We start from the raw sequence: 20,831 nt of genomic DNA on the forward strand, positions 1-20,831 counted from the left end.
CGTAATGGCTGATGCTTTCTCATTGCAGAAGAAGCGGCTTATCCATTTTTTTGTATCATTCGTGATAACAAGCTAGTTCTATTCGTCACACCTAACTTTTTATAGATATTCTGCAAATGCTTTTTTATAGTGTGTAAGCTGACAAATAAATGATCAGCCATCTCCTGATTAGTGAGTCCTAATTGTAACAAATCACAAATTTTTTCTTCACTAGGTGTTAACTTTACATCTTCTATTGGGCTATTATTGGGTGAATGCTTGAGAATGTACTGAAGCTTGAGCGAGATAAAATGAGAAAGAAGGTCGATGCTGTTAGCTGCTTTATCATTAAAGCCGGCATTCCCCTGTTCTCCTATGAAGGAAATTCCACCAATTAATTTGTTTTGGCTTATTAAATAAACGCCCATTTCATGATAATGATGATGAGGCTTCATAAAACCATTATAAAACAGACTGTCTTCATACTCTTGTTTAGATACAATATCTTCTATCCGTAATACTCTGGTGTTAGATAACAGAGAAGATACACGTATCGGCAGCAAAAAATCCTCGTCATGGTAATGATGAATGTATTGATGAAGGGATTTCTCTGGTGTATTTCTAGTAACGGGACTATAAATTTCTCCTTTGTCTCTACATAGCCAGAAAATCGAGTGTTCAAGCCCAAAGTGTTTTTCGAATAAGTATAATACCTGTTCCCGAAATTCTGAAAGGGTACGTAAGTCATCTAAATGAAGCAGCATCTCTTTATAAGTATTGAACGGTATCTCTTTCATGCTCTCACCTCGTTAAATCGTATGTATTTAACATAATAAAACTAATTTGTTGATACAGTGATAAGAATATTACACTTTCGGATAATTTTCATACTATTCCCTCTATTTTATAATAAAAAGGAAGGGAGAGGATAGAATGAGTTACTTAAATATGGCAATTGTTCAAGTGGCATCACCTAGTATGAGCCATGATCTAGAGCAGAGGAAGAAAGAAAACCTAAAAAAAATGATGGAGTACATCGACCAAGTTTGTTTTGTGAACCCGACCATTGACCTGATTGCTTTTCCAGAACTATACCTGAACGGACTCGAAGCGGTCTATTGGAAGGAAATGGCGGAACCTATACCAAACGGGCCGATGGTACAAGAGTTGATAGAGAAAGCAAAACAGATTAACAAATGGCTGGCACCAGGTTCTTTTTTTGAATTAGGCGAAAATGGAAGCGTATACAATACCGCTATCTTAATTTCTCCTCAAGGGGAAATTGTTCTTAAATATCGAAAAGTATTTATCCCTTATCCATTAGAGCCATCTACTCCAGGAAATGAATTTCCTGTTTTTGAAATCCCGAATATCGGAAAGGTTGGCTTTTTAATTTGTGCGGATGGCCATTATCCGGAAGCCGCCCGTAATCTTGCATTGAAAGGGGCAGAAGTTATTATTAAACCAACTCTTCAAGGAGAATGGATTGGCGGACTGAGAAATCATACTCCTGTGGCGATTACCCGGGCGATTGAAAACCAATGCTTTGTCGTCAGCATTAACCATCCGTCACCAGTTGGCATGGGAAATTCAGTAGCGGTTGACCCAGAAGGAAGAATTATTGAAGAGTTAGGCATTGCGGAGTCTTTTACTTTCGTACATTTAAACTTAGAAGAAGTTCGACGTGTAAGAGAAAATGGCTCCTGCGGAATGTTCGGCTTTTTAAAAATGCTGAAGGAATTTAAAGAAGCTGGATGCAACGTAGATGAGTGTTATGAAGATGGTATTGAGAATGCAGAAGTATATAAGAACCTTTCTTTTCCTCATGCAAAGACGCCAGATCAGATTACTCGCTATAAAGGTCCAAAAGATTTGAAACCTTCGACTCTCTAAGGTGGAATTATTGGTCGCTGTTTCTACTTCAATAAAATAAAAGTGAAAATTTTTGAATGACAGTTCAAAATTAGCTATCGATCAAACGGTCACGGCAAGGTGAAAACTTTTTTCATCCAGTCGTGGCCGTTTCTGTTTTTATCCTGCTGATTCAATAGCTTTCCTCTTTTTTAATTTCCCATATCATAATGGAAAACAAGGATTAATGCACTGTGGTGAAGAATGAAGTTGATCGTATGGTTTTCAATTCTTTTAACGGATAGAAATATTAATTACACAAAGATTATTGAAAAATACGCGCACAATTGGGTATAGAGGAAAAAAGTGAGAGGGATTGAAACAAAATCTTTGAAAAAAGGATGAAAAACTATGAACTTAATTGAAAAAGCAATTAACTTCGCTGCAACAGCACATAAGGGACAAGTCCGGAAAGTGGCTGATATTCCATACATTGCTCATCCATTTGCCGTTGGAATGATGCTGCAAAAAGCGGGATGCGCTGATGAAGTAATCGCAGCAGGTATTCTTCACGATACGTTAGAAGATACAGAAGCCACTTATGATCAGCTTGTCACGGAGTTTGGCAGACAGACAGCAGATATTGTGCAAGCGGCGTCTGAACACGATAAGTCTTTATCTTGGGAAGAAAGAAAACGGGCGACGATCGAAGCGCTGCCGTTCGTTACGAAGGAAGCACTTCAAGTGATTGTCTGTGATAAGCTGCATAATATTCGCAGCATTTATGAGTCAGTAGAGACAGAGGGAGCGAAAGCCTGGGAGCATTTTAACCAGGGAAAAAGTAATCAGCATTGGTATTACTCGAATATTCTAAAGCAGCTCAAAGCGCGCAGAGGAGAGTTTAAGCTTATTCGTGATTTGGAAAGTGAAGTGAACCGGCTATTCATCGGCAGAGAAAAGTTAACAAACGAAACCATTGATTTGTTATTTGATGTACCTTACCAAATAATAGAGGAGAAAATTCCACTTTTAGAAAAGGCCGGGCTTTTGGAGTTTGTCAAAGAAGTACATGCAGAAGCAGACTTTTATTACCGAAACGGTCGAATGGACTTTGCTTATCGATTGATGGAAGCTTTTCAGACACGAGGAATCGAATTTCAAAGTAATTCGGATGGGCCGATTCTTTTAATGTTATACACAGCCGTTTTGCAAAAACGGCTCGCCTGGTCTGACGATGAGATATACCGGTATTTTAAACGTAATGAGAAGAAGCTGTAGTTTACATGGAATGCACTGCTCGGAATGTGAGCAGTGCTATTTTATTTATCTCTAGAACAAAAGATATGTCATCATTTATGAGCTTTCCACCTCATTAGTTGGAGATATAAAGAAAAAATTGTAAGTGAGCACCTGACTATTTGACTAAATATTCTAAATGTTTAAAAATTTTATTGCTATTGCATAACGGTGAAATTATAATTCGTTTTGTAAATGTAATGAAGAACAGGAGGAATAAGGGATGAAGAAAAAGTGGCTCATGGTCATAATGATGGTGTTCGTGCTCGTTCTTCCACAAAATTTTGCATTGGCTAAAGACCAAAAGAAAGTGGAGAATGTGACGATTATTCGTGATTCATATGGAGTTCCGCATCTATATGCCAAAAATAAAAAAGATTTGTATAAGGCATATGGCTACGTAATGGCACAAGATCGTCTGTTTCAACTAGAAATGTTCAGACGGGGAAATGAAGGAACCGTTTCAGAAATCTTTGGTGAAGAATATGTAACGAAAGATGAGCAGTCAAGACGAGACGGTTATAGCGACCAAGAAATTCAAACAATGCTGAACGGTCTTGATCGTGAAACGAAGCAGTTAATTGAACAATTTGCTGAAGGTATCACAGCCTATGTGAATGAAGCAGTGAAAGCTCCTGATCAAAAGCTTTCAAAGGAATTTCATGACTATGGCTTTTTACCGAGAAAGTGGAAAGCAACAGATGTTGTCCGTCTCTACATGGTGTCGATGACTTATTTTATGGACAACCATCAGGAATTGAAAAATGCAGAAATTCTAGCACGGCTTGAACGTACATATGGAAAAGAGAAAGCGGTAAAAATGTTTGATGACCTTGTTTGGAAAAATGATTTGGAAGCGCCTACAAGTATTCAGCCAGATGACCAAACAGACATTAAAAAGGAAGGAAAAACTTCCATCCAGCCGTTTTCATCGGCCGTGATCGATGCCTCAAAGAAAATTGTAAAAGAAAGAGACAAGTTTGTTCAGTCATCAGAAGAATTAGGATTGCCTTTGAAAATCGGCAGCAATGCGATGATTATTGGGGCAAAAAAGTCTAAATCAGGCAACGCTTTATTGTTCAGCGGTCCGCAAGTTGGCTTCGTGGCACCTGGCTTCCTGTATGAAGTAGGATTGCATTCTCCTGGCTTTGATATGGAGGGATCAGGATTTATCGGCTATCCTTTTATCATGTTTGGCGCTAATCAACATTTAGCTTTAACGGCTACTGCTGGTTATGGAAATGTTACGGATATTTTTGAAGAAAAACTAAACCCAGCTAATTCAACACAATACTTCTATAAAGGAAAATGGAGAAACATGGAGAAGCGGACAGAAACATTCATCGTCCGTGGAGAAGATGGAAAGTCAAAGAAGATAGAAGAGACATTCTTCCACACTGTTCACGGTCCTGTCATCAGCCTCGATAAAGAAAAGAACGTAGCTTACAGTAAATCATGGTCATTCCGCGGCACAGAAGCCAAGAGCATCCAGGCTTATATGAAGGCTAACTGGGCGAAAAACGTAAAAGAGTTTCAGCAGGCAGCTAGCGAGTTCACAATGTCATTAAACTGGTACTATGCTGATAAGAAAGGAAACATTGCCTATTATCACGTTGGTAAATACCCGATCCGGAGCAATCAAATCGATGATAGATTCCCAACACCAGGTACAGGGGAATACGAGTGGAAGGGATTCCAGTCATTCGCTAAAAATCCGCAAGCTATCAATCCGAAAAAAGGATATGTCGTCAATTGGAACAATAAACCGTCTAAGTATTGGAGAAACGGTGAATACAGCATTGTTTGGGGAAAAGATAACCGCGTTCAACAATTTATCAATGGAATAGAAGCAAGAGGCAAGGTAGATTTAAAAGACTTAAACGAAATCAATTACACAGCAAGTTTCGCGCAGCTGCGCACTCATTATTTCAAGCCATTATTAATAAAAACGCTTGAGAAATACCAATCTGAAAATAAAGAGTATGCTTATTTAGTTGAGCAGCTGAGAAAATGGAACAATTTAAAAGAAGATAAAAATCATGATGGCTACTATGATGCCGGAGTCGCCGCTTTCTTTGATGAGTGGTGGAACAACACCCATGATAAGTTGTTCAATGATTCATTAGGCATCGTCTCCGATTTAACGAGAGAAATCACAGATCACCGTATGGGAGCGACACTCGCTTATAAAGTATTAAGCGGGGAGCCAACAAATTATCAATGGAAGTCAAAAGAAGAGGCAGAAAAAATTATTTTGGAAAGTACCGATGAAGCACTTGCTAAGCTTCATAAAGAAAAGGGAGAAGAAGCAGATAAGTGGCGTGCGCCAATTAAAACAATGACATTTGGTGCAAAATCGTTAATTGCTATTCCACATGGATACGGATCAAAGACAGAAATAATCGAAATGAATCGTGGAAGTGAAAATCACTATATTGAAATGACACCAAAACAGCCGGAAGGTTTTAACGTCACACCGCCAGGACAAATTGGCTTTATTCATAAGGATGGGACACTCAGCGAGCATTATGAAGACCAGCTCAGCCTATATGCTAACTGGAAGTTTAAGCCGTTCTTATTTGATAAAAAAGACGTGAAACGAGCTTCCGTGTCAGTAAGTGAGTTTAATGCTCGCAAATAAATAGTACCAAACCGGCAGTCTCATCAGACTGCCGGTTTTTATTAAATAAGATAGAATTATAGTTTTTCTACAGGTTTAAAGCCCTGTGTTTTCTTGAAGTCCATTCGATGCTCGAAATTAATCATAGCATCCGAGCAATCGATCGCATCAAAGTTTAGCTTGTTGAGCGTTTCTTTATCAAACTTTACCGATAAAATCGGAACGAGATTCGGTCGCCCTGTTGAGGTATCAAGCACTTCATCCATCGCATGCACCGTAACCGTATTGAACGGTAAAATTGCAAACATGTCTCGGGCAATTCGGATGGCACAGCTGCAGACGTAATCCTGCTGAATATCGAAATACTTCGTTTTAGACATGTTTTTTACAGAGAGTTTGCCAGTTTTCGTTAATGTTTTGATTTGCGTTGGCACTACATTTTTAGAATGAACGAGAAATTCAACTTCTAATGCACCGGGATCTTCTATAAAAAATTCAAAGCCGCTTCCGAATTCCAATAAGTCATCAAGGGGCGCTAATTCCTCTATTACTTCAAAATAAGCATCAACGTCTTTATTCAGAATTCGATTAGCGATGCTGATCGTTCTCTCTAGTTCGCTGCATTCTTCGGCATCCTTCTGTCTAGCTTGAATAACAGCTGCCTTTAATTCTTCTTCTTTCTTATCAGCGGTTTTTAAAAGCTTTTGAAAAAGAGTTGGTTGAAAGGAATCCAATTCCTGTTGAGCTTCTATTTCAAATTGCCCCTTGTCATTTTTTTGATGAGGATGAGTAGAGCGGCTAATTTCCTCCCAATCAAATGTATCATCACATTCCTTGTGAATCGAGCGAATGAGATCAAGCGTATTTTCGTATACTTCCACTTCATACCTAGCGCGCTCGAGTTCTTGTTGTTTAGCTATTTCTTTTTGTTGCTGTGCAAGTCTTTGTCTTTGCTGCTGTGCAGAGCTTTTATACTTCCTTCCTGAGCCGGAGGTGTGCGTATAAGAAATGCCAGTGCCTGGTAGACTGGCTGTCGTTCTTCGTTGTCCGCTCGAGTTAATAGAGTAGCGTAATCCTCTCACGCCTGCACTGACACCAATACCTCTTTTTGATACATTTATCCGGACGCCTGGCGCTATTTTAAAGCTTTTTCTAAAGCCTAGTCCCATTTCCAAAACTCTCCTTTTAGTAGTGATTATATCACCGGTGCACCAAATACTAAACATAACGAGCAGGCTGTTACTTATTTTTTATTTTCATGTAATTTCATAGACATCTAGACGAAAAGTTCAATTGATACAATGAAAGGTAAGCAATTAAATGAGATACATATTACAACGAATAAAAGGAGTTTCGACATGGAGGAACATGTAAAAAAATCTTTAGAAGAATGGAAACAGGAAATTGGTGAATTGTTAAATGACATTGATAAGGAATATGAAGAAATTAAGCGCGAGCTGCAGGTATATTCTTATAAATTTAGCATTACGAAACAAGTCATTCAGTCAACAATTAATGAAGACATTATCCGCAACATTCGCGAGCTTTATCATACTCCTTTTGAAAAGCGATTTAATCAGTTGAAGGAAGAAATTACAGACTTGGAAGAAAAGAAAAAAGTGTTTCAAATGTTTATTGATAAGATTGATAAAGTAAAGGGAAAAAGCGAAGAGAAGCCCCAGGATGTTGTTCAATTGTAACCAACTAGTGGGCTGTTTTAGGGAAAACAGGTGCTTAAGTGCCCGTTTTCTTTTTTATTTTTCTTTGTTTTTTGATTCAATAGCTAGATGAATAACTTCGATGCTCCTTTTTAAGTAGAACTATCCCTCTTTCTTTTTCAAAAGGTAAAGTGTGAATAAAAAATGATAAAAATGTAGGTTTGGTATTAAAACACCTTAATTTTCGACAGAAAAAGCGATAAAAAGACAAAAATATACATTGTTATTTACAAAATTTAGTCAATGGGTTATGATATAAATCAAAAGTACCTATGACTAAAGTAATAATTATTTGATGATCTATTTATAAATCTACCATACACGATAATGGCAAACTTATTGAAAGATAAGGACGCAAAGCCACGGATCTAAGGTTATATAGTAACTATGATCGCCGGGTTACCGAAAGAGGTTGGATATAGTGAGGAGTACCTTGCGATAGAGGTAATCCCTATCTACTTATGCTCACCAATCTTTTGGTGGGCTTTTTTGTGTGAATTTTTATTTTCGGGAAATTATTAAGGGAAAAAAGCAGATCTCCTAGAGATGATTTCCTTTTATTCTGCAGTTCAACATTACTATACTTTATCCATTAGTCATCGAGAGCTTATGTTGACAGACTTACCATTGTGCCGTCTTTAGGATTCTATAAGGGGATTCAGCAAGGAGGCGATTAGATAAGCTTTTTTGCGACACCCTCCGAATATTCTTCTTGAAGTATCATTTTCCTCTTACCTTCCTTTTATTAAAGATAACAAAGTATCTGTACAGGAGAATGGGTGATCTTAGAATAGATTCTTTTCGTCCTTTTAAATAAATGATCTAACCTTTTGTGTCATCAGCATATATACAGGGGTTTCTGAAGATGTTTTGTGTACGTCAGAAATTTCTAAGAAAGGAATACAGAAATGTCTTATTTATATGATTGGATTTTTAATGAAGAGGCAGATTTATCGAAGAGAGTTTTAACAACACAAGCAGGCACTTATACTCTAGGGGATCTAAAGCAAAATGTAAAAAAGTATTGTTACCTTTTGGAGGAACTAGAAGATTTAAAGGGGAAAAGAGTCGCTATCATTATGCCGGGAGCAGTGAGTTTCCTAAACATCGTACTGGCGGTAAATAAATTAGGAGGGACCGTTATCCCAATTAACCCACTTTTGAAGAGAGAAGAGTTAAATCAAATTCTGTCCTATATTAATCCGCATGTTATTTTTACCATTAAACAACACAATAGTTTTAGCTTAGGGAATGCTGTGCAAATGTGGGCCGAATCTTCAAATGAAGAAGCCATCATTATTCAGTCAGAGGACGGTTTCTACTGGGAAACTAAGATGATTGATGGAGAGGAGAAAATATCTGAAAAAGATCCAACCCCTTATGTAATAGGCTGTACATCCGGCGGTACAGGGATGCCTAAGGGAATAATGGTTGATTGGGAATTTTTTAAGTTTGCCCAAAGGTCGTTAACTGCGGCTGCTGATCTATCAAAAAAAGACAAAATCTTTTTAATGGTACCGGCATCAGGGTTATACGGACTTTGTTGGCTGCTATCAGGGATTTATTCGCAAGTTCCAGTGGTGGCTACTGAATCATTTAGCTTTCCTCATATTATAAAACTGATGAAATGGAATCCCACTAGTAAATTGGTAGCAAGTCCTTGGCTATTCAAAGCTCTATGCATGTTCGATAATATTAATGATGTATCCGTACTTAAACCATTATCAGCCGTGTATCTTGCCGGAGAAATGATCTCAGATGAATTTCTTGAAGGAATTCCCCCTTTAAAAGGCTGCAAGATTACCAGCCTATACGGGCTTTCAGAGTTAGGAGTTATGATGTACACCAAGACGGATATCCGTGAAGGAATAGAATGGACATTATCACCTGAAGTAGAATTCAAATTGGCAAACCGGTCGCCTGAAGGAGTAGGAGAGTTATGCTTTAAAACACCTTGTGGCTTTCTCGGTTATTATAAACATCCTCAATTGATGAAAGAGATTTATGGTGACAGTTGGTTCAGTACAGGAGACCTAGCAAAAGTGACAAGTGAACAGACTATACAAATTGTGGGCCGAAAAAAAGATATGATCAAAAAAGCAGGGAAACAAGTGATCCCAAGTGAAATTGAACAACTCTTAACAGAACTTGAAGTGGTGGAAAAAGCTGTAGTTTTAGGTGTACCCCATTCTGTATTAGGTGAGCAAGTGGTCGCTTTTATCGTGAACAAAGAAGAAATACAGTTAAGAGAGATTCATACTTACTGCAGAGAAAGATTAGCTAGCTTCAAGGTCCCAGATCAGTTTTTTGTTCTGAAGGACATACCGCTAACGCAGGGGAAAATCGATAAGGTGACCCTGAGAAAGAAAGCGATGAGCTTAGCTGCTGTTAATTAAGGGGATAGACATTCTCTTTTGTTAATATGTGGTGCAGCAGATTAGAATCAGCACAAGAAGATGAAGCAAAATAAAAAAGCCAGTGGAATGTAAAACTCTGGTTTTTTTATGCTGTCTATTTAAGAGAGAACATGATTCTCATTGAATGGGATGGTGGCCATCCTTTATTCTAATTTGCCGTTCTAGAGGGCTGGAGAAATAGGAAGACTTCGTTCATTACGATGAGTCTATAAAAATACTTGATCATGAAATAGATCATGATCAAGATACAAAGGCAGCTCTAATTATTACAACAACCGCCACCTGTTTAGTGCGAATCAAACAGAGATAGAGAATGAGAAGTTCTCATTACAAGTTCTTATAATATCAATATTTTTCCAGGCGACAGAAGTTTTATACTAATTAGCGGGATGATACAGCTGTTCTAAGTAAAGTTATCAAGCCAGAGTCCCAAAACAGACAGAAATCCCTGCTAGTAAAAGCGCGATTTCGCTATTTTAATTAACTGAAAATATGCTAAAATAAAAAAAGTTCCACTATTCACGACACTTTTACCAAATGTAGAATTCGCATTTCCGCTCACTTTTCGGCATAGTCAGGGGAAAAACTGCCACTCATTTGCGAGTGAAGTACAGATAGACAAGCTAATAGGAACTTATGCCCAACTGCTTTTTTATAAGCAGTATAAGTGATTATTGTTGTAAGAGGAGGAGAAACAATGCGTTATTTAAATTACATCAATGGACAGTGGAAAGAACCAACGACAGGGGAGTACAAAGAAAATCACAGTCCCCACAATGGAGAGAATCTAGGGGAATTTCCTTCTAGTGCAAAAGAAGATGTTCAAGAAGCAGCAGCTGTTGCGAAGAAGGCGTTTTTGTCATGGAAAAAATGCTCTTTCCAAGAGCGGGCCTCTTATCTTCGTAAAGCTGCAGCGATCTTAAAAGCCAACGTGGAAGAAGTAGGTCGGGACTTGGCACTTGAAGAAGGCAAAACGCTGGCAGAAGCAGTTGGGGAAACGCAGCGTGCGATCAGCATTCTAGAATATTATGCAGCAGAAGGATTGCAGCCAATTGGTGATGTGATCCCGTCTGCTAATGCAGAAACATTATTATATACGAACCGCGTGCCGCTTGGTCCAATTGGATTAATCACTCCTTGGAATTTCCCGATTGCTATTCCAGTTTGGAAGCTTGCACCGGCTCTGATCTACGGAAACACTATTGTCATTAAACCAGCAGACCTCACACCGAAGTCGGTATATCACGTTATGAAAGCTTTTGATGAAGCAGGCATGCCGGCCGGTGTCGTGAACTGTGTGTTCGGAAGAGGTTCGGTAGTCGGCAATGAACTTGTAGAAAATCCAGCTATTAAAGCGATTTCTTTTACCGGTTCCAATCAGGTTGGTCTTCAAATTCAAAACCAGGCTACAGCGAATGGCAAAAAGGTACAGTTAGAAATGGGCGGGAAAAACCCATTGATCGTGCTAGCTGATGCCGAAGTAGAAAAGGCAGTAAATATCGCCATCAACGGTGCTTTTAAATCCACTGGCCAAAAGTGTACAGCAACAAGCCGTGTGATCGTAGAAGAAGGAATTTACGAAGCCTTCCGTGATCGGTTAGTGGAGCGTACAAAGGAACTAAAAGTAGGAAATCCGCTTGAAGCAGATTCGTTCATGGGGCCAGCAGTATCGAAAAGCCAGCAGGATGGAGTGTTGGCTATGATTGAAGCTGGCAAGGCAGAAGCGACTCTTCTTTGCGGAGGAGAAGTGCCGGCAGATGACGACTTGGCAAATGGTTTTTACATAAAGCCGACCGTGTTTGAAAACGTATCTTGTGATGCCAGAATTGCCAGAGAAGAAATTTTTGGTCCTGTCATTGCCTTATTCAAAGTAAGCAGCTACGAGGAAGCCATTGAAATGGCCAATGATACAGAATACGGATTAAGTGCAGCTATTTGTACAAATAACCTTACGTTAGCCAATCGTTTCGTTGACGACATTGAAGCGGGTATTGTTCATGTGAACTCAGAAACAGCGGGCGCTGAGCCGCAAGTTCCATTTGGCGGCTGCAAAGCATCCAGTACGGGATCACGCGAACAAGGGAAAACAGCCATTGAATTTTACACACAAGTGAAGACGGTTTACATGGATCGGATGTAATCTTTCTTTATAAACTAAAAACACCCCTTTTGACTAGGGGTGTTTTGTCTTGCTCGAAGCTGTCTCATAGCTTCTCCACAAAGGATGAGAAGGATATGGTTATTTTTTATCCATAATCATAATAGAAGAGGTTACGCTTGCCGTCAATTTGCCATTTTGTTTTAAGTCCGCTGTCAAGTAAGAAACCGTGCGCCCGAGCCTTTCAACCTTTACGTCAATGTCAACTTCGCCAGTAAAGGTTGGGCGGTGAAAAGTGGTCTGCAGATTAATAGAAGCGAACGTTTGGTTTTCGTTTATTAGCGGAGTAATGGCGTAGGCCATCATAATATCAGCAGCAGCTGCCACAAAGCCGCCCATAATGACCCCGTTTCCATTTAATAAGTGTTCTTCGATCGTCCAAATTCCTTTTGCATAGCCCTCGCCTGCTTCTAACACTTTTACACCGAGCGTCGTATCGCATGCTGGTGGCAAACTCTCCCCGCGAATGACTTCATTCAAGTTGATGGTTTTAATCATTTGTCTCGATCCCCCTATGTATATAAGCGCTTTCAAACTGATACATACACTATTCGCCAGCTCATGGGACATTTCCTGCATTATAGTTGAATAAACGGTCGTAAATAAAGTGTTATGTTTAAAGTTCCTTATTAGAGCGAGAAAAAATCCAATGAACTGGAAAATAAAGTATCAATTGGGTGTATGAGCTATTTAAAGAGGGAAAGATATCAGTAAATTATTTAGTTGGCAGAAGGGATGAAGAAAGAGATGCCGTTTATTAGAAGTGTAGTGACTGAGAATCCATCCTATCGATTTGATCAGAAAGAGGTGGTTGAGGTAGTCCGGAGTTTATTTGGGGGTCATTATAACGATATTGAGCGCCTATTGCGGGTATTTGGCAATGGACAAATTGAAAGCCGTTATTTTGCGGCTCCACTGTCATGGTTTGAAAAGGAGCGGGGATTAGAAGAGAAAAATGACAAATATATGGAGGAATCCGTGCGGCTTGGAAGAGAAGCGGTGACAAAGTGCTTGCAAGAAGCAGGGGTTAATAAGGAAGAGATTGACGCTTTTATTTTCGTTTCCAGTTCAGGAATGGCAACTCCGACTATCGATGTCCGAGTGATGAATGAATTAAAATTTCCCGCTCACGTAAAACGGATTCCGCTTTGGGGGCTTGGCTGTGCAGGCGGAGCAGCCGGCATGAGTAGGGCGCATGATTATTGTCTCGCTTATCCAAAAGCAAAAGTGCTTGTGCTCTGCATCGAATTATGCAGCTTAACCTTTCAGCACGCTGACATGTCAAAAAGTAATTTGATTGGTACATCTTTATTTGCCGATGGGGCAGCGTGCGCTTTAGTAACGGGCGAAGAAGCTCAAATTACGGGTGCCGGATTTTTTACAAAAGATACACAGTCTACATTGATGCCCGATTCCGAAGACGTAATGGGGTGGGATGTGAAGGATGGGGGGCTGCATGTCATTTTCTCTCGAGACATCCCGAGTATTATTGAAAGTTGGTTAAAGCCTAATGTGGAACTTTTTTTAGAGAGGATTGGTAAAAAATTAGATGAGATCGATTACTTTGTTGCTCATCCAGGTGGAAAAAAAGTAATTGATGCCTATGAAGAATCATTAGGATTTAGCAGTGAAAAAACGACTCCTTCTCGAAAAGTATTAGCTTCTCAGGGAAACATGTCTTCTCCAACAGTATTATATGTATTAAAGGAAGTGATCAATCGCCAGCCTTCTTCTGGTGAGCAAGGGCTGCTGACAGCACTTGGTCCTGGCTTTAGCTCGGAGATGGTGTGGCTTGAATGGGGAGAGATGAACCAATGACTTTTTTCTTTATTTTATTTGTCTTTGTCGTGGCACAGCGGCTATTAGAGGTCTTCTATGCTCGCTCTAATGAGAAACGAATGCGGGAGCAGGGGGCGATCGAAGTAGGTTCTGATCATTATAAATGGATTGTTTTATTACATATTTTATTTTTTATTTCTTTTTTAGGAGAAGTCCTTTATTTGAAACTGGGTCTAGCCCCGGGCTGGCAATGGTTCTCTATCATTTTCCTGCTTGCTCAAGTGCTTCGTGTTTGGTCTCTTGCTTCCTTGGGGCCGTTCTGGAATACGAAAATTCTCGTCCTTCCCGGCGCATCACGAGTAAACCGCGGTCCTTACCGCTGGATTTCTCATCCTAACTATGTCGTAGTGGCGACTGAGATTGCCACCCTTCCCCTTATTTTTGGAGCTTGGAGAACAGCTTTAGTCTTTTCGGTTGCCAATGCTCTACTTTTACTGTATGTGCGAATTCCTGCGGAGGAGCAAGCATTACAAAAGCTGAAAAGTTAGTAATAAATATTCGCAAAATAACAAGCCTGCTTTCTTTTATTCCATTACAATGAAGTTAGTGGATTAAGCATAGTGAAGTAGAAATAATGTAAAGAGCCCCGTCTAGTTATTGAAATAGGAGATAGGGGCTTCTATATGATTAGCTGAACAGGGGAGGGGTAGGATGAGCATCTGGTTTCTGAGGAGAAAAAAGCGGCGAACAAAGGGAACGATCAATTGTTACGTAACAGAAAAAGCTAAAATAAAGGAGATGGAGACAGAGGTTATTGTCGAAAAAATAAAAGATGCATTAGAAAAATCAGTGAAAAAAGAGATTGTTTTTCTATGTGTTGGCACAGACCGCTCGACAGGAGATTCGCTTGGTCCTCTCGTTGGAACGATGCTAAAAGAAAAGACGATTCCATACGATGTTTATGGTACGTTAGAGCAGCCTGTTCATGCATTAAATTTAGAAGAGATGATACGGAACATTTATAAGAAGTACGAGAATCCGCTGATATTTGGTATTGATGCTTGTTTAGGGGAGAAACAGAGGATAGGCCTTATTCTTTTTGAGGAGGAACCTTTTATTCCTGGAAAAGCCCTTAATAAAGGGTTTTCTGAGGTGGGGGATGTTCATTTACGAGCGATCGTAAATTATTTAGATCCGTTGTCACCTGCTCAAACCTTGAATAATACACGGCTTTATACGGTTATCAATCTTGCAAAAACAATAACAGATATCATTTGTCTGTCTATACAGAGTAAAAGAATAGAATAGGGGTGAAGAAGATGAAAGTTGGTTTAGTGGGGATTGGAAAATTAGGAAGAGCCATGATGAAGCATTGGTCTTGCAAAGGCCGGGCCATTGGTATTTATCATCCGGAAAGAACAAAAGCGGAAACGTTTATTCAACATTATCCAAGCGGGTACATATTGAACGAGAAAGAACTTTCAACATTGGATATGATCATATTAGCTCTTCCGGCACAAGAGATTGTCCCATTTCTAAATGAATGCATGGACAAAGGGATTCCATTAACCGAGACGCGGATTATCAATATGGCGACAACACTTTATACAAAAGAAGTGAAAAATCAATTTCCTCACCTTTCTATTTGGGGAGTGAAATTTATGGGGCATGCGAGAGATTTATTAGAACGGGGAGATGGTTTGTTTATTACAGAATCTCCTTTGCCAGCCGAAATGGCTGAAGCCTTTCGTGACCTTGGAAGAATCAAGATAGATGGTGAAGAGAAACTATTGCAAGTAAATAAACTAGCCACTTATTATGCGGTGAAAACGGCATTAGAATTGGAGGACCATTTTACAGAACAGGGATTGGCTGCTGACTACATCGAGAGAGCGCTTAGATCACTCGCTCCAGAAGTGATGCGTTCCTATAGTGAGGGGGAGCTTGGCCACTTTGGAAAAGAGATTGTCCGCGAATTGAAAACAGATCGTATAAGTAAATAAAAAAGTCAGACTGCTTCAGAAGGCAGTCTGACTTTTTTGGATAAGAGAAGGCGTTAATGTGCCGTCTGGCGTATAGGTTCGGTCAGCGGATACTTCACTTGCTGTTACTAATCCAGCTGCTTTTCCTGCCTTCATTCATTCCCTGCAAGTCCATACAAAATAAGAGAGGAATCGACAGCGGCAACGATTGCCTGGGAAATTTCTTTGCTAGCCACAGTTTGGTTGTAAAGCACGCCGTGTGGTTTTACATGCTTTAATTAGGTTCCCTCTGCTTTGGCAACTGATGAAAGTTCGTTGCCAAATTGAACAGTCACTGCTGCCTCACAGGGGGGTATTAAAGTTTTTTCTTTTTTCAGTTTTGATTGGCGCATTCTTTTGCTCTTTCTTTAAGTATAAAAGCGTTCAAAATGTCCTGTCACTTTAGTAATCATAGAAATAGAAAGCAAGAGATCTAAGAGGGAAGTTGATTTCTAATTGTTTGTATAAACAGATGATCTCATAACTGTGTCTCATCATTTAGATGGTAAAGAATATACTAAAAGAGAGATTTCACGGAGGTGAAAAAATGGCAGTCGTAAAACATAGGACATCGGATATTGATTTGCTGGCAAGGCTGCTGAGGGCAGAAGCAGAAGGTGAAGGAACACAGGGTATGTTAATGGTGGGCAACGTTGGAATTAATAGAATTAGGGCAAACTGTTCTGATTTTAAAGGACTGCGCACGATTCCCCAAATGGTGTATCAGCCTCATGCTTTTGAGGCTGTACAGAAAGGATACTTTTATCAAAGACCACGGGAACGTGAGCGAAGGCTGGCTCGTCGGTCGGTGAATGGAGAAAGGATCTGGCCTTCAAAATATGCGTTATGGTACTTTAGACCAGAAGGAAACTGTCCGTCGACATGGTACGACCAGCCGCTTGTAGCACGTTACAAACTTCATTGTTTTTACCAGCCAACAGGTGAAGAGTGTGAAAATGTTTATAATATTTACTAAAAAATATTAGCATTAAAAATTTTCTATTATGTACCAGGGAGCTGTTCTTACAGCTCCTTATTTATGTAGGATTATGTCTATTCTTAGCGCTTTTTTATTAAGATTTTGTAAATAAAAAGGCCTGAATATATAAAACTCCTAACCCGTAAGCTATAATGTGTTTGATTTATATAAGTAGTAAAATGTTACTAGTTGAGGGTGAGGGAAAAGTTTTGTTTAGGCTTAAAACATTAAGCAACAAATTGTTCATTATTCTGTTAGCAACTTCGATTATCCCGTTATTGATTTTAAGCATCATTCTACTGTATAACACCGATCAGGCTTTTTCAGCGCTTACCCAGCAAAGCCAGCAATCTACCAAACAATCAGTCGTCCGGAGTCTAGAACGATCTTCAACTGAATTGTTAGATTTAGCAAAAAAGTATAGTCACGATAAAGAACTCATCCGTGCTTTTCAAACAAATAATCGGGAGCTGCTCTTGGCAAAAATACGGCCGATCTTTGAGCGCTTGCAAGAAGAACACCATATTAGCGTATTTGAATTTGGCGGGAATGATGGGACTGTCTTTCTAAGAGGGCATAACCCTCAAAAATACGGAGATGACAAAAGTGAACTTCCTGCTATCCAAGACGCCTTAGAAGGAAAAGAGGCAGCAGGATTTGAATTCGGAAACAGTGGATTAGCAGTGAGAGCATTCATGCCTTTAGAATCGAATAATAAAGTGATCGGAACACTGCAGATGGGGATTGATCAAGATTTTTTAAAGGGTTTGGCGGAGACCGTTCAAGGCGTGCAGCTTAACCTATACAATCCGTCTGGTGAAGTCATGATTTCTTCTACTCCAGAAAATGTTGGAAAACAACTGGATGATAAAGCTGTTATCAATAAAGTGCTAACGGGCAAGGAAGCTTCTATTAAAAAGGGAGAGTTTTTACAAACATACATACCAATGTTTGATCCCACGAAAACGGAAGTCATTGGCATAGTGGAGATTTCACAAGATATTTCAGTTATCGTAAAAGCGGATCATAAGATGACGCTGTTAACTTTCATCGTTGGCGGGGTCACACTGTTGTGTTTGATTATTGCTTCGCTTTTATTTAGCCGTTCCATTTCGGAACCTATTAAAAAAGCAGCCTATTTTATGGACGAATTTGCGAGAGGCAAATTAAATACAATATTTGAAGGCAAAAAGAGGAACGATGAAATCGGACTGTTAACAGAGTCGATTTTCATGATGCAGAATAATGTTAAAGAGATGGTAGAGCGAATTGCTGATACTTCAAAGATTGTTGCCAAACAAAGCAGTGTTCTAAAACAATCCTCTAACGAAATTAACGAAGGGAGCCAACAGATTGCCTCTACTATGAATGAGCTCTCGGCAGGTGTAGAGACACAAGCGGGCTCATCGTTAAAATTAGTAGAAAAAGTAGGAGCTTTTTCTAAAAACATTCAGGCTGCTTATGACCATGGAAAAGATATGTCGGCTACAACGGATCATGTATTAGATTTAACGAATAAAGGAAAGGCCTTAATGGATGCCTCAATTCAAGATATGAGCACGATGCATGAAATTGTGAAAGCATCGATGAACCAAGTGAAGGATTTAGACGAGCAAGCGAAGCACATTTCAGGAATGATAAAGGTGATTCGGGATATTGCAGAGCAGACAAACTTATTAGCACTCAATGCCGCGATTGAAGCAGCTAGAGCGGGAGAACATGGAACAGGCTTTGCTGTAGTCGCAGGAGAGGTTCGTAAGTTATCAGAGCAGGTGGCTGACTCGATTAGCGGTATTACGGAGATGGTGAATGGGATTCAACAAGGTTCGAGGGAGGTAACGGTATCCTTGCAATCGAGCTTTGAGAAAGTAGAGGCAGGCGCAGAACAAATTCAAATGACAGGTATGACCTTCGACGAAATAACAGGGACCATTTCAACTCTTGCTCAAAAGATTCGTGTGATTACCACACACTTAACCCAACTGAATGGAGAAACAGAAAGCATTGGATCAACGGTTGAGAGCATCGCTTTAATCTCTGAACAATCTGCTGCTGGTGTTGAAGAAACCGCTGCTGCAGCCCAAGAAGCAAATAGCTCTATGGAACAAGTTAAAAATTATGCAGAGAAGTTAGCGGATCTTTCTGAAGAACTAAATGATTTATTAGAACAATTCAATCTGTAGGAGATCATTCTGTAAAAATTTCTTCCTGTAAAAGACGAGGACGCTCCCAAAGCTAAGCTTTTGGGAGTGTTCTTTTTTCTAAGTTTTTTGCTTTTTCCATATAATTGAATGATACTAGATTTAATATTAAACTTGATATAAATAGAATGAGGTTAGAGGGTGCGGGGGTGGATACGTGAAGAAAGAGATGAAATTATCAGTTCAGGAAGTGTTAGACCTTGACTATTTTCAACAGGCAGAGGTCGTAGCGGGAAAAAATGGCCGGCATCGGGCAGTAAAATGGGTGCATGTAATGGAGGTCTCTGACGTAAGCAACCTTCTCAACGGCGATGAGCTGATTCTTTCCACAGGGGTAGGATGGAAAGCAGGAAAAGAAACGCTCTTATTGCTTGTACAGCAATTAATTGATTGTCAGGCAGCAGGGCTTTGTATCGAGCTAGGAAAATATATGAATGAAATTCCAAGTGAAATCCTTCAGCTTGCCGATCATCATGACTTTCCCATTATCGTCTTTTACGAGGAGGTTCGCTTTGTTGATATTACAGAGAGCGTTCATACCTTAATTATAAAAAAACAATATCAAATGATTGCTGATTTAGAAGACTACTCTCGTCGAATCAATGAAATATTGTTAGAAACAGCTCCAAGAGAGAAAGTACTGAAAATGATGCATCAACAAATTCAGCTGCCGGTCATTTATCTTCCGAGGGAGGGGCGTGCAGAGATTGTTTCAAATAAATCAACTAGAGAAGAGCAACAGCTTCTTGCTGATTTAAATCAAAATAAGCTAGAAAAAAATTGCCATATTGCCCGCCAGCCTATTCATATATGGAGCCAAAGCTTTGCGGAGTTAATCATTATCTCAGAGAGAGGAGAAATAACAGAATTTGAAACATTGATCTTAGACCGTACGACTACAGCGCTTGCGCAGGTTATTTTACGAGAGTTATGGATTGAAGAAAGAAGAAAGGCAAAAGAGGCCGATTGGGTTCAAAAGTGGCTGCAGGGAGAGCATACGGAAGAGCAGATCAATCAGTTCCTAAAAGAAATAGAGCCAAAATTGAAACCGAAACGGGCAGTCGTCTTTCTGTTACAAGTGGATCAAGCTGATATAGAAAACTCTGATTTAACCTATTTAAAGATGCTGCTTCGGTCTATTTTCCAAGAACAAGGTTTTTTTCTTTTATCAACGATCTCTAAAAACGAAATCATTTTCATTTTGCTAGATAAAAGAAAAGAAGATACTTGTAAGCAACGAATCAAAACAGCCATAAACCAGATTAAAAAGTCAGACTACATTAAAAATTACTCTTCTTTGCCTGGGAAAATTAGTGCAGGAACGATTGTTGATAAATTGACTCACATAAAATCAAGTTATGAAAAAGCAACGATCGTAGCGACTATTAGGGAAAAGGTTTCCTGCGAAATGAAAAGTTATTTTTACGAAGACTTGCATATTTATAGATTGATTTATGCTGTCCATGAACAAGGGGTGCTTCAGGAATTTGTTTCGGACTATTTAAGCACTGTCCTCGCATATGATGAGTATCATCATGCTAAGTTGATGAGCACGTTAAAAACTTATTTAGCATGTAATGGTTCAAAAAAGGAAACGGCAGAACGGCTTTATATTGTAAGACAAACGCTCTATCATCGGCTCGAAAAACTATATGAATTACTAGGAGAGGACTTTATGGAACCGCCAAAACGGCAGGCGATTGAGTTTGCTGTTTCGGCATATGAGTATTTCAAGGCGATTGGCCAAGACTTTTCATAAACGACAAAAGGTAAGGAAATAAATTGTAATTGGCCAAAATGTAGAAAAAATTT

The 20,831-nt window shown here is 39.4% G+C and carries 16 protein-coding genes, 1 pseudogene and 1 riboswitch; of the genes and pseudogenes, 13 read left to right on the top strand and 4 right to left on the bottom strand.

Going from position 1 to position 20,831, the window contains the following annotated elements:
- Nucleotides 1-38 precede the first annotated feature (38 nt).
- On the bottom strand, nt 39-776 hold the full coding sequence (locus AC623_RS04425; RefSeq protein ID WP_049660934.1) for a helix-turn-helix transcriptional regulator: 738 nt from the start codon (nt 774-776) through the stop codon (nt 39-41).
- A 136-nt stretch (nt 777-912) separates the two neighbouring features.
- Here AC623_RS04425 and AC623_RS04430 point away from each other — a divergent pair, with 136 nt between their 5' ends.
- The 3 genes from AC623_RS04430 to AC623_RS04440 all read left to right on the top strand — a co-directional run bounded on the left by AC623_RS04430 (nt 913) and on the right by AC623_RS04440 (nt 5,767).
- Nucleotides 913-1,872, top strand: a complete 960-nt coding sequence (locus AC623_RS04430) for a carbon-nitrogen hydrolase family protein (protein ID WP_049660936.1) — start codon at nt 913-915, stop codon at nt 1,870-1,872.
- Between the two features lie 369 nt (nt 1,873-2,241).
- Nucleotides 2,242-3,108 (top strand): HD domain-containing protein, encoded by an 867-nt coding sequence (locus AC623_RS20890; protein ID WP_082174323.1) that lies wholly within the window; start codon nt 2,242-2,244, stop codon nt 3,106-3,108.
- Between the two features lie 241 nt (nt 3,109-3,349).
- Entirely contained in the window at nt 3,350-5,767 is a 2,418-nt protein-coding gene (locus AC623_RS04440) for a penicillin acylase family protein (RefSeq protein ID WP_049660937.1), read from the top strand.
- A gap of 56 nt (nt 5,768-5,823) precedes the next feature.
- On the opposite strand, the gene AC623_RS04445 is transcribed toward AC623_RS04440, so the two are convergent.
- Nucleotides 5,824-6,915, bottom strand: coding sequence for a DUF4236 domain-containing protein (locus AC623_RS04445; RefSeq protein ID WP_049660938.1), 1,092 nt, complete (start codon nt 6,913-6,915; stop codon nt 5,824-5,826).
- Between the two features lie 189 nt (nt 6,916-7,104).
- On the opposite strand from AC623_RS04445, the gene AC623_RS04450 reads away from it, so the two are divergent.
- From AC623_RS04450 to AC623_RS04460, 3 genes are all read left to right on the top strand, one after another.
- On the top strand, nt 7,105-7,446 hold the full coding sequence (locus AC623_RS04450) for a hypothetical protein (RefSeq protein ID WP_049660940.1): 342 nt from the start codon (nt 7,105-7,107) through the stop codon (nt 7,444-7,446).
- Nucleotides 7,447-7,783: 337 nt separating this feature from the next.
- Nucleotides 7,784-7,871, top strand: a riboswitch (cyclic di-GMP riboswitch).
- Between the two features lie 501 nt (nt 7,872-8,372).
- Nucleotides 8,373-9,860, top strand: a complete 1,488-nt coding sequence (locus AC623_RS04455; RefSeq protein WP_049660941.1) for a class I adenylate-forming enzyme family protein — start codon at nt 8,373-8,375, stop codon at nt 9,858-9,860.
- A gap of 718 nt (nt 9,861-10,578) precedes the next feature.
- Nucleotides 10,579-12,021, top strand: coding sequence for an aldehyde dehydrogenase family protein (locus AC623_RS04460; RefSeq protein WP_049660942.1), 1,443 nt, complete (start codon nt 10,579-10,581; stop codon nt 12,019-12,021).
- 99 nt (nt 12,022-12,120) lie between these two features.
- Here AC623_RS04460 and AC623_RS04465 read toward each other — a convergent pair whose 3' ends face one another.
- On the bottom strand, nt 12,121-12,537 hold the full coding sequence (locus AC623_RS04465) for a PaaI family thioesterase (RefSeq protein WP_049660944.1): 417 nt from the start codon (nt 12,535-12,537) through the stop codon (nt 12,121-12,123).
- A 249-nt stretch (nt 12,538-12,786) separates the two neighbouring features.
- On the opposite strand from AC623_RS04465, the gene AC623_RS04470 reads away from it, so the two are divergent.
- The 4 genes from AC623_RS04470 to AC623_RS04485 all read left to right on the top strand — a co-directional run bounded on the left by AC623_RS04470 (nt 12,787) and on the right by AC623_RS04485 (nt 15,821).
- Nucleotides 12,787-13,857 (top strand): type III polyketide synthase, encoded by a 1,071-nt coding sequence (locus AC623_RS04470; RefSeq protein ID WP_049666229.1) that lies wholly within the window; start codon nt 12,787-12,789, stop codon nt 13,855-13,857.
- Complete coding sequence (locus AC623_RS04475; RefSeq protein ID WP_049660945.1) at nt 13,854-14,366, top strand: isoprenylcysteine carboxyl methyltransferase family protein; 513 nt, start codon at nt 13,854-13,856, stop codon at nt 14,364-14,366. Before AC623_RS04470 ends, AC623_RS04475 begins: the two co-directional genes overlap by 4 nt.
- A 163-nt stretch (nt 14,367-14,529) precedes the next feature.
- Nucleotides 14,530-15,126, top strand: a complete 597-nt coding sequence (gene yyaC, locus AC623_RS04480; RefSeq protein ID WP_049660946.1) for a spore protease YyaC — start codon at nt 14,530-14,532, stop codon at nt 15,124-15,126.
- Nucleotides 15,127-15,137: 11 nt separating this feature from the next.
- Entirely contained in the window at nt 15,138-15,821 is a 684-nt protein-coding gene (locus AC623_RS04485; RefSeq protein ID WP_049660947.1) for an NAD(P)-binding domain-containing protein, read from the top strand.
- Nucleotides 15,822-15,872: 51 nt separating this feature from the next.
- On the opposite strand, the pseudogene AC623_RS21860 reads toward AC623_RS04485, so the two are convergent.
- Nucleotides 15,873-16,156: pseudogene (locus tag AC623_RS21860) on the bottom strand (LamB/YcsF family protein); the annotation flags it as partial.
- A 230-nt stretch (nt 16,157-16,386) separates the two neighbouring features.
- On the opposite strand from AC623_RS21860, the gene AC623_RS04495 reads away from it, so the two are divergent.
- The 3 genes from AC623_RS04495 (at nt 16,387) to AC623_RS04505 (ending at nt 20,778) form a co-directional block, all read left to right on the top strand.
- Nucleotides 16,387-16,815 carry a cell wall hydrolase gene (locus AC623_RS04495; RefSeq protein WP_049660950.1) on the top strand — a complete coding sequence of 143 codons (429 nt, stop codon included), beginning with the start codon at nt 16,387-16,389 and terminating at the stop codon, nt 16,813-16,815.
- Nucleotides 16,816-17,027: 212 nt separating this feature from the next.
- Nucleotides 17,028-19,001, top strand: coding sequence for a methyl-accepting chemotaxis protein (locus AC623_RS04500; RefSeq protein ID WP_049660952.1), 1,974 nt, complete (start codon nt 17,028-17,030; stop codon nt 18,999-19,001).
- Between the two features lie 175 nt (nt 19,002-19,176).
- The gene (locus AC623_RS04505) at nt 19,177-20,778 is read left to right on the top strand and encodes a PucR family transcriptional regulator (RefSeq protein ID WP_049660954.1); all 1,602 of its coding nucleotides are present in this window, start codon (nt 19,177-19,179) and stop codon (nt 20,776-20,778) included.
- Nucleotides 20,779-20,831 lie beyond the last annotated feature (53 nt).

This window comes from Bacillus sp. FJAT-27231 (genome assembly GCF_001183975.1).
Classification (GTDB): Bacteria; Bacillota; Bacilli; order Bacillales; family Domibacillaceae; genus Pseudobacillus; species Pseudobacillus wudalianchiensis.

Coding starts and splice junctions, on each gene's coding strand:
- AC623_RS04425 (WP_049660934.1), bottom strand. CDS start 776: ATGAAAGAGATACCGTTCAATACTTATAAAGAGATGCTGCTTCATTTA.
- AC623_RS04430 (WP_049660936.1), top strand. CDS start 913: ATGAGTTACTTAAATATGGCAATTGTTCAAGTGGCATCACCTAGTATG.
- AC623_RS20890 (WP_082174323.1), top strand. CDS start 2,242: ATGAACTTAATTGAAAAAGCAATTAACTTCGCTGCAACAGCACATAAG.
- AC623_RS04440 (WP_049660937.1), top strand. CDS start 3,350: ATGAAGAAAAAGTGGCTCATGGTCATAATGATGGTGTTCGTGCTCGTT.
- AC623_RS04445 (WP_049660938.1), bottom strand. CDS start 6,915: ATGGGACTAGGCTTTAGAAAAAGCTTTAAAATAGCGCCAGGCGTCCGG.
- AC623_RS04450 (WP_049660940.1), top strand. CDS start 7,105: ATGGAGGAACATGTAAAAAAATCTTTAGAAGAATGGAAACAGGAAATT.
- AC623_RS04455 (WP_049660941.1), top strand. CDS start 8,373: ATGTCTTATTTATATGATTGGATTTTTAATGAAGAGGCAGATTTATCG.
- AC623_RS04460 (WP_049660942.1), top strand. CDS start 10,579: ATGCGTTATTTAAATTACATCAATGGACAGTGGAAAGAACCAACGACA.
- AC623_RS04465 (WP_049660944.1), bottom strand. CDS start 12,537: ATGATTAAAACCATCAACTTGAATGAAGTCATTCGCGGGGAGAGTTTG.
- AC623_RS04470 (WP_049666229.1), top strand. CDS start 12,787: ATGCCGTTTATTAGAAGTGTAGTGACTGAGAATCCATCCTATCGATTT.
- AC623_RS04475 (WP_049660945.1), top strand. CDS start 13,854: ATGACTTTTTTCTTTATTTTATTTGTCTTTGTCGTGGCACAGCGGCTA.
- yyaC (WP_049660946.1), top strand. CDS start 14,530: ATGAGCATCTGGTTTCTGAGGAGAAAAAAGCGGCGAACAAAGGGAACG.
- AC623_RS04485 (WP_049660947.1), top strand. CDS start 15,138: ATGAAAGTTGGTTTAGTGGGGATTGGAAAATTAGGAAGAGCCATGATG.
- AC623_RS04495 (WP_049660950.1), top strand. CDS start 16,387: ATGGCAGTCGTAAAACATAGGACATCGGATATTGATTTGCTGGCAAGG.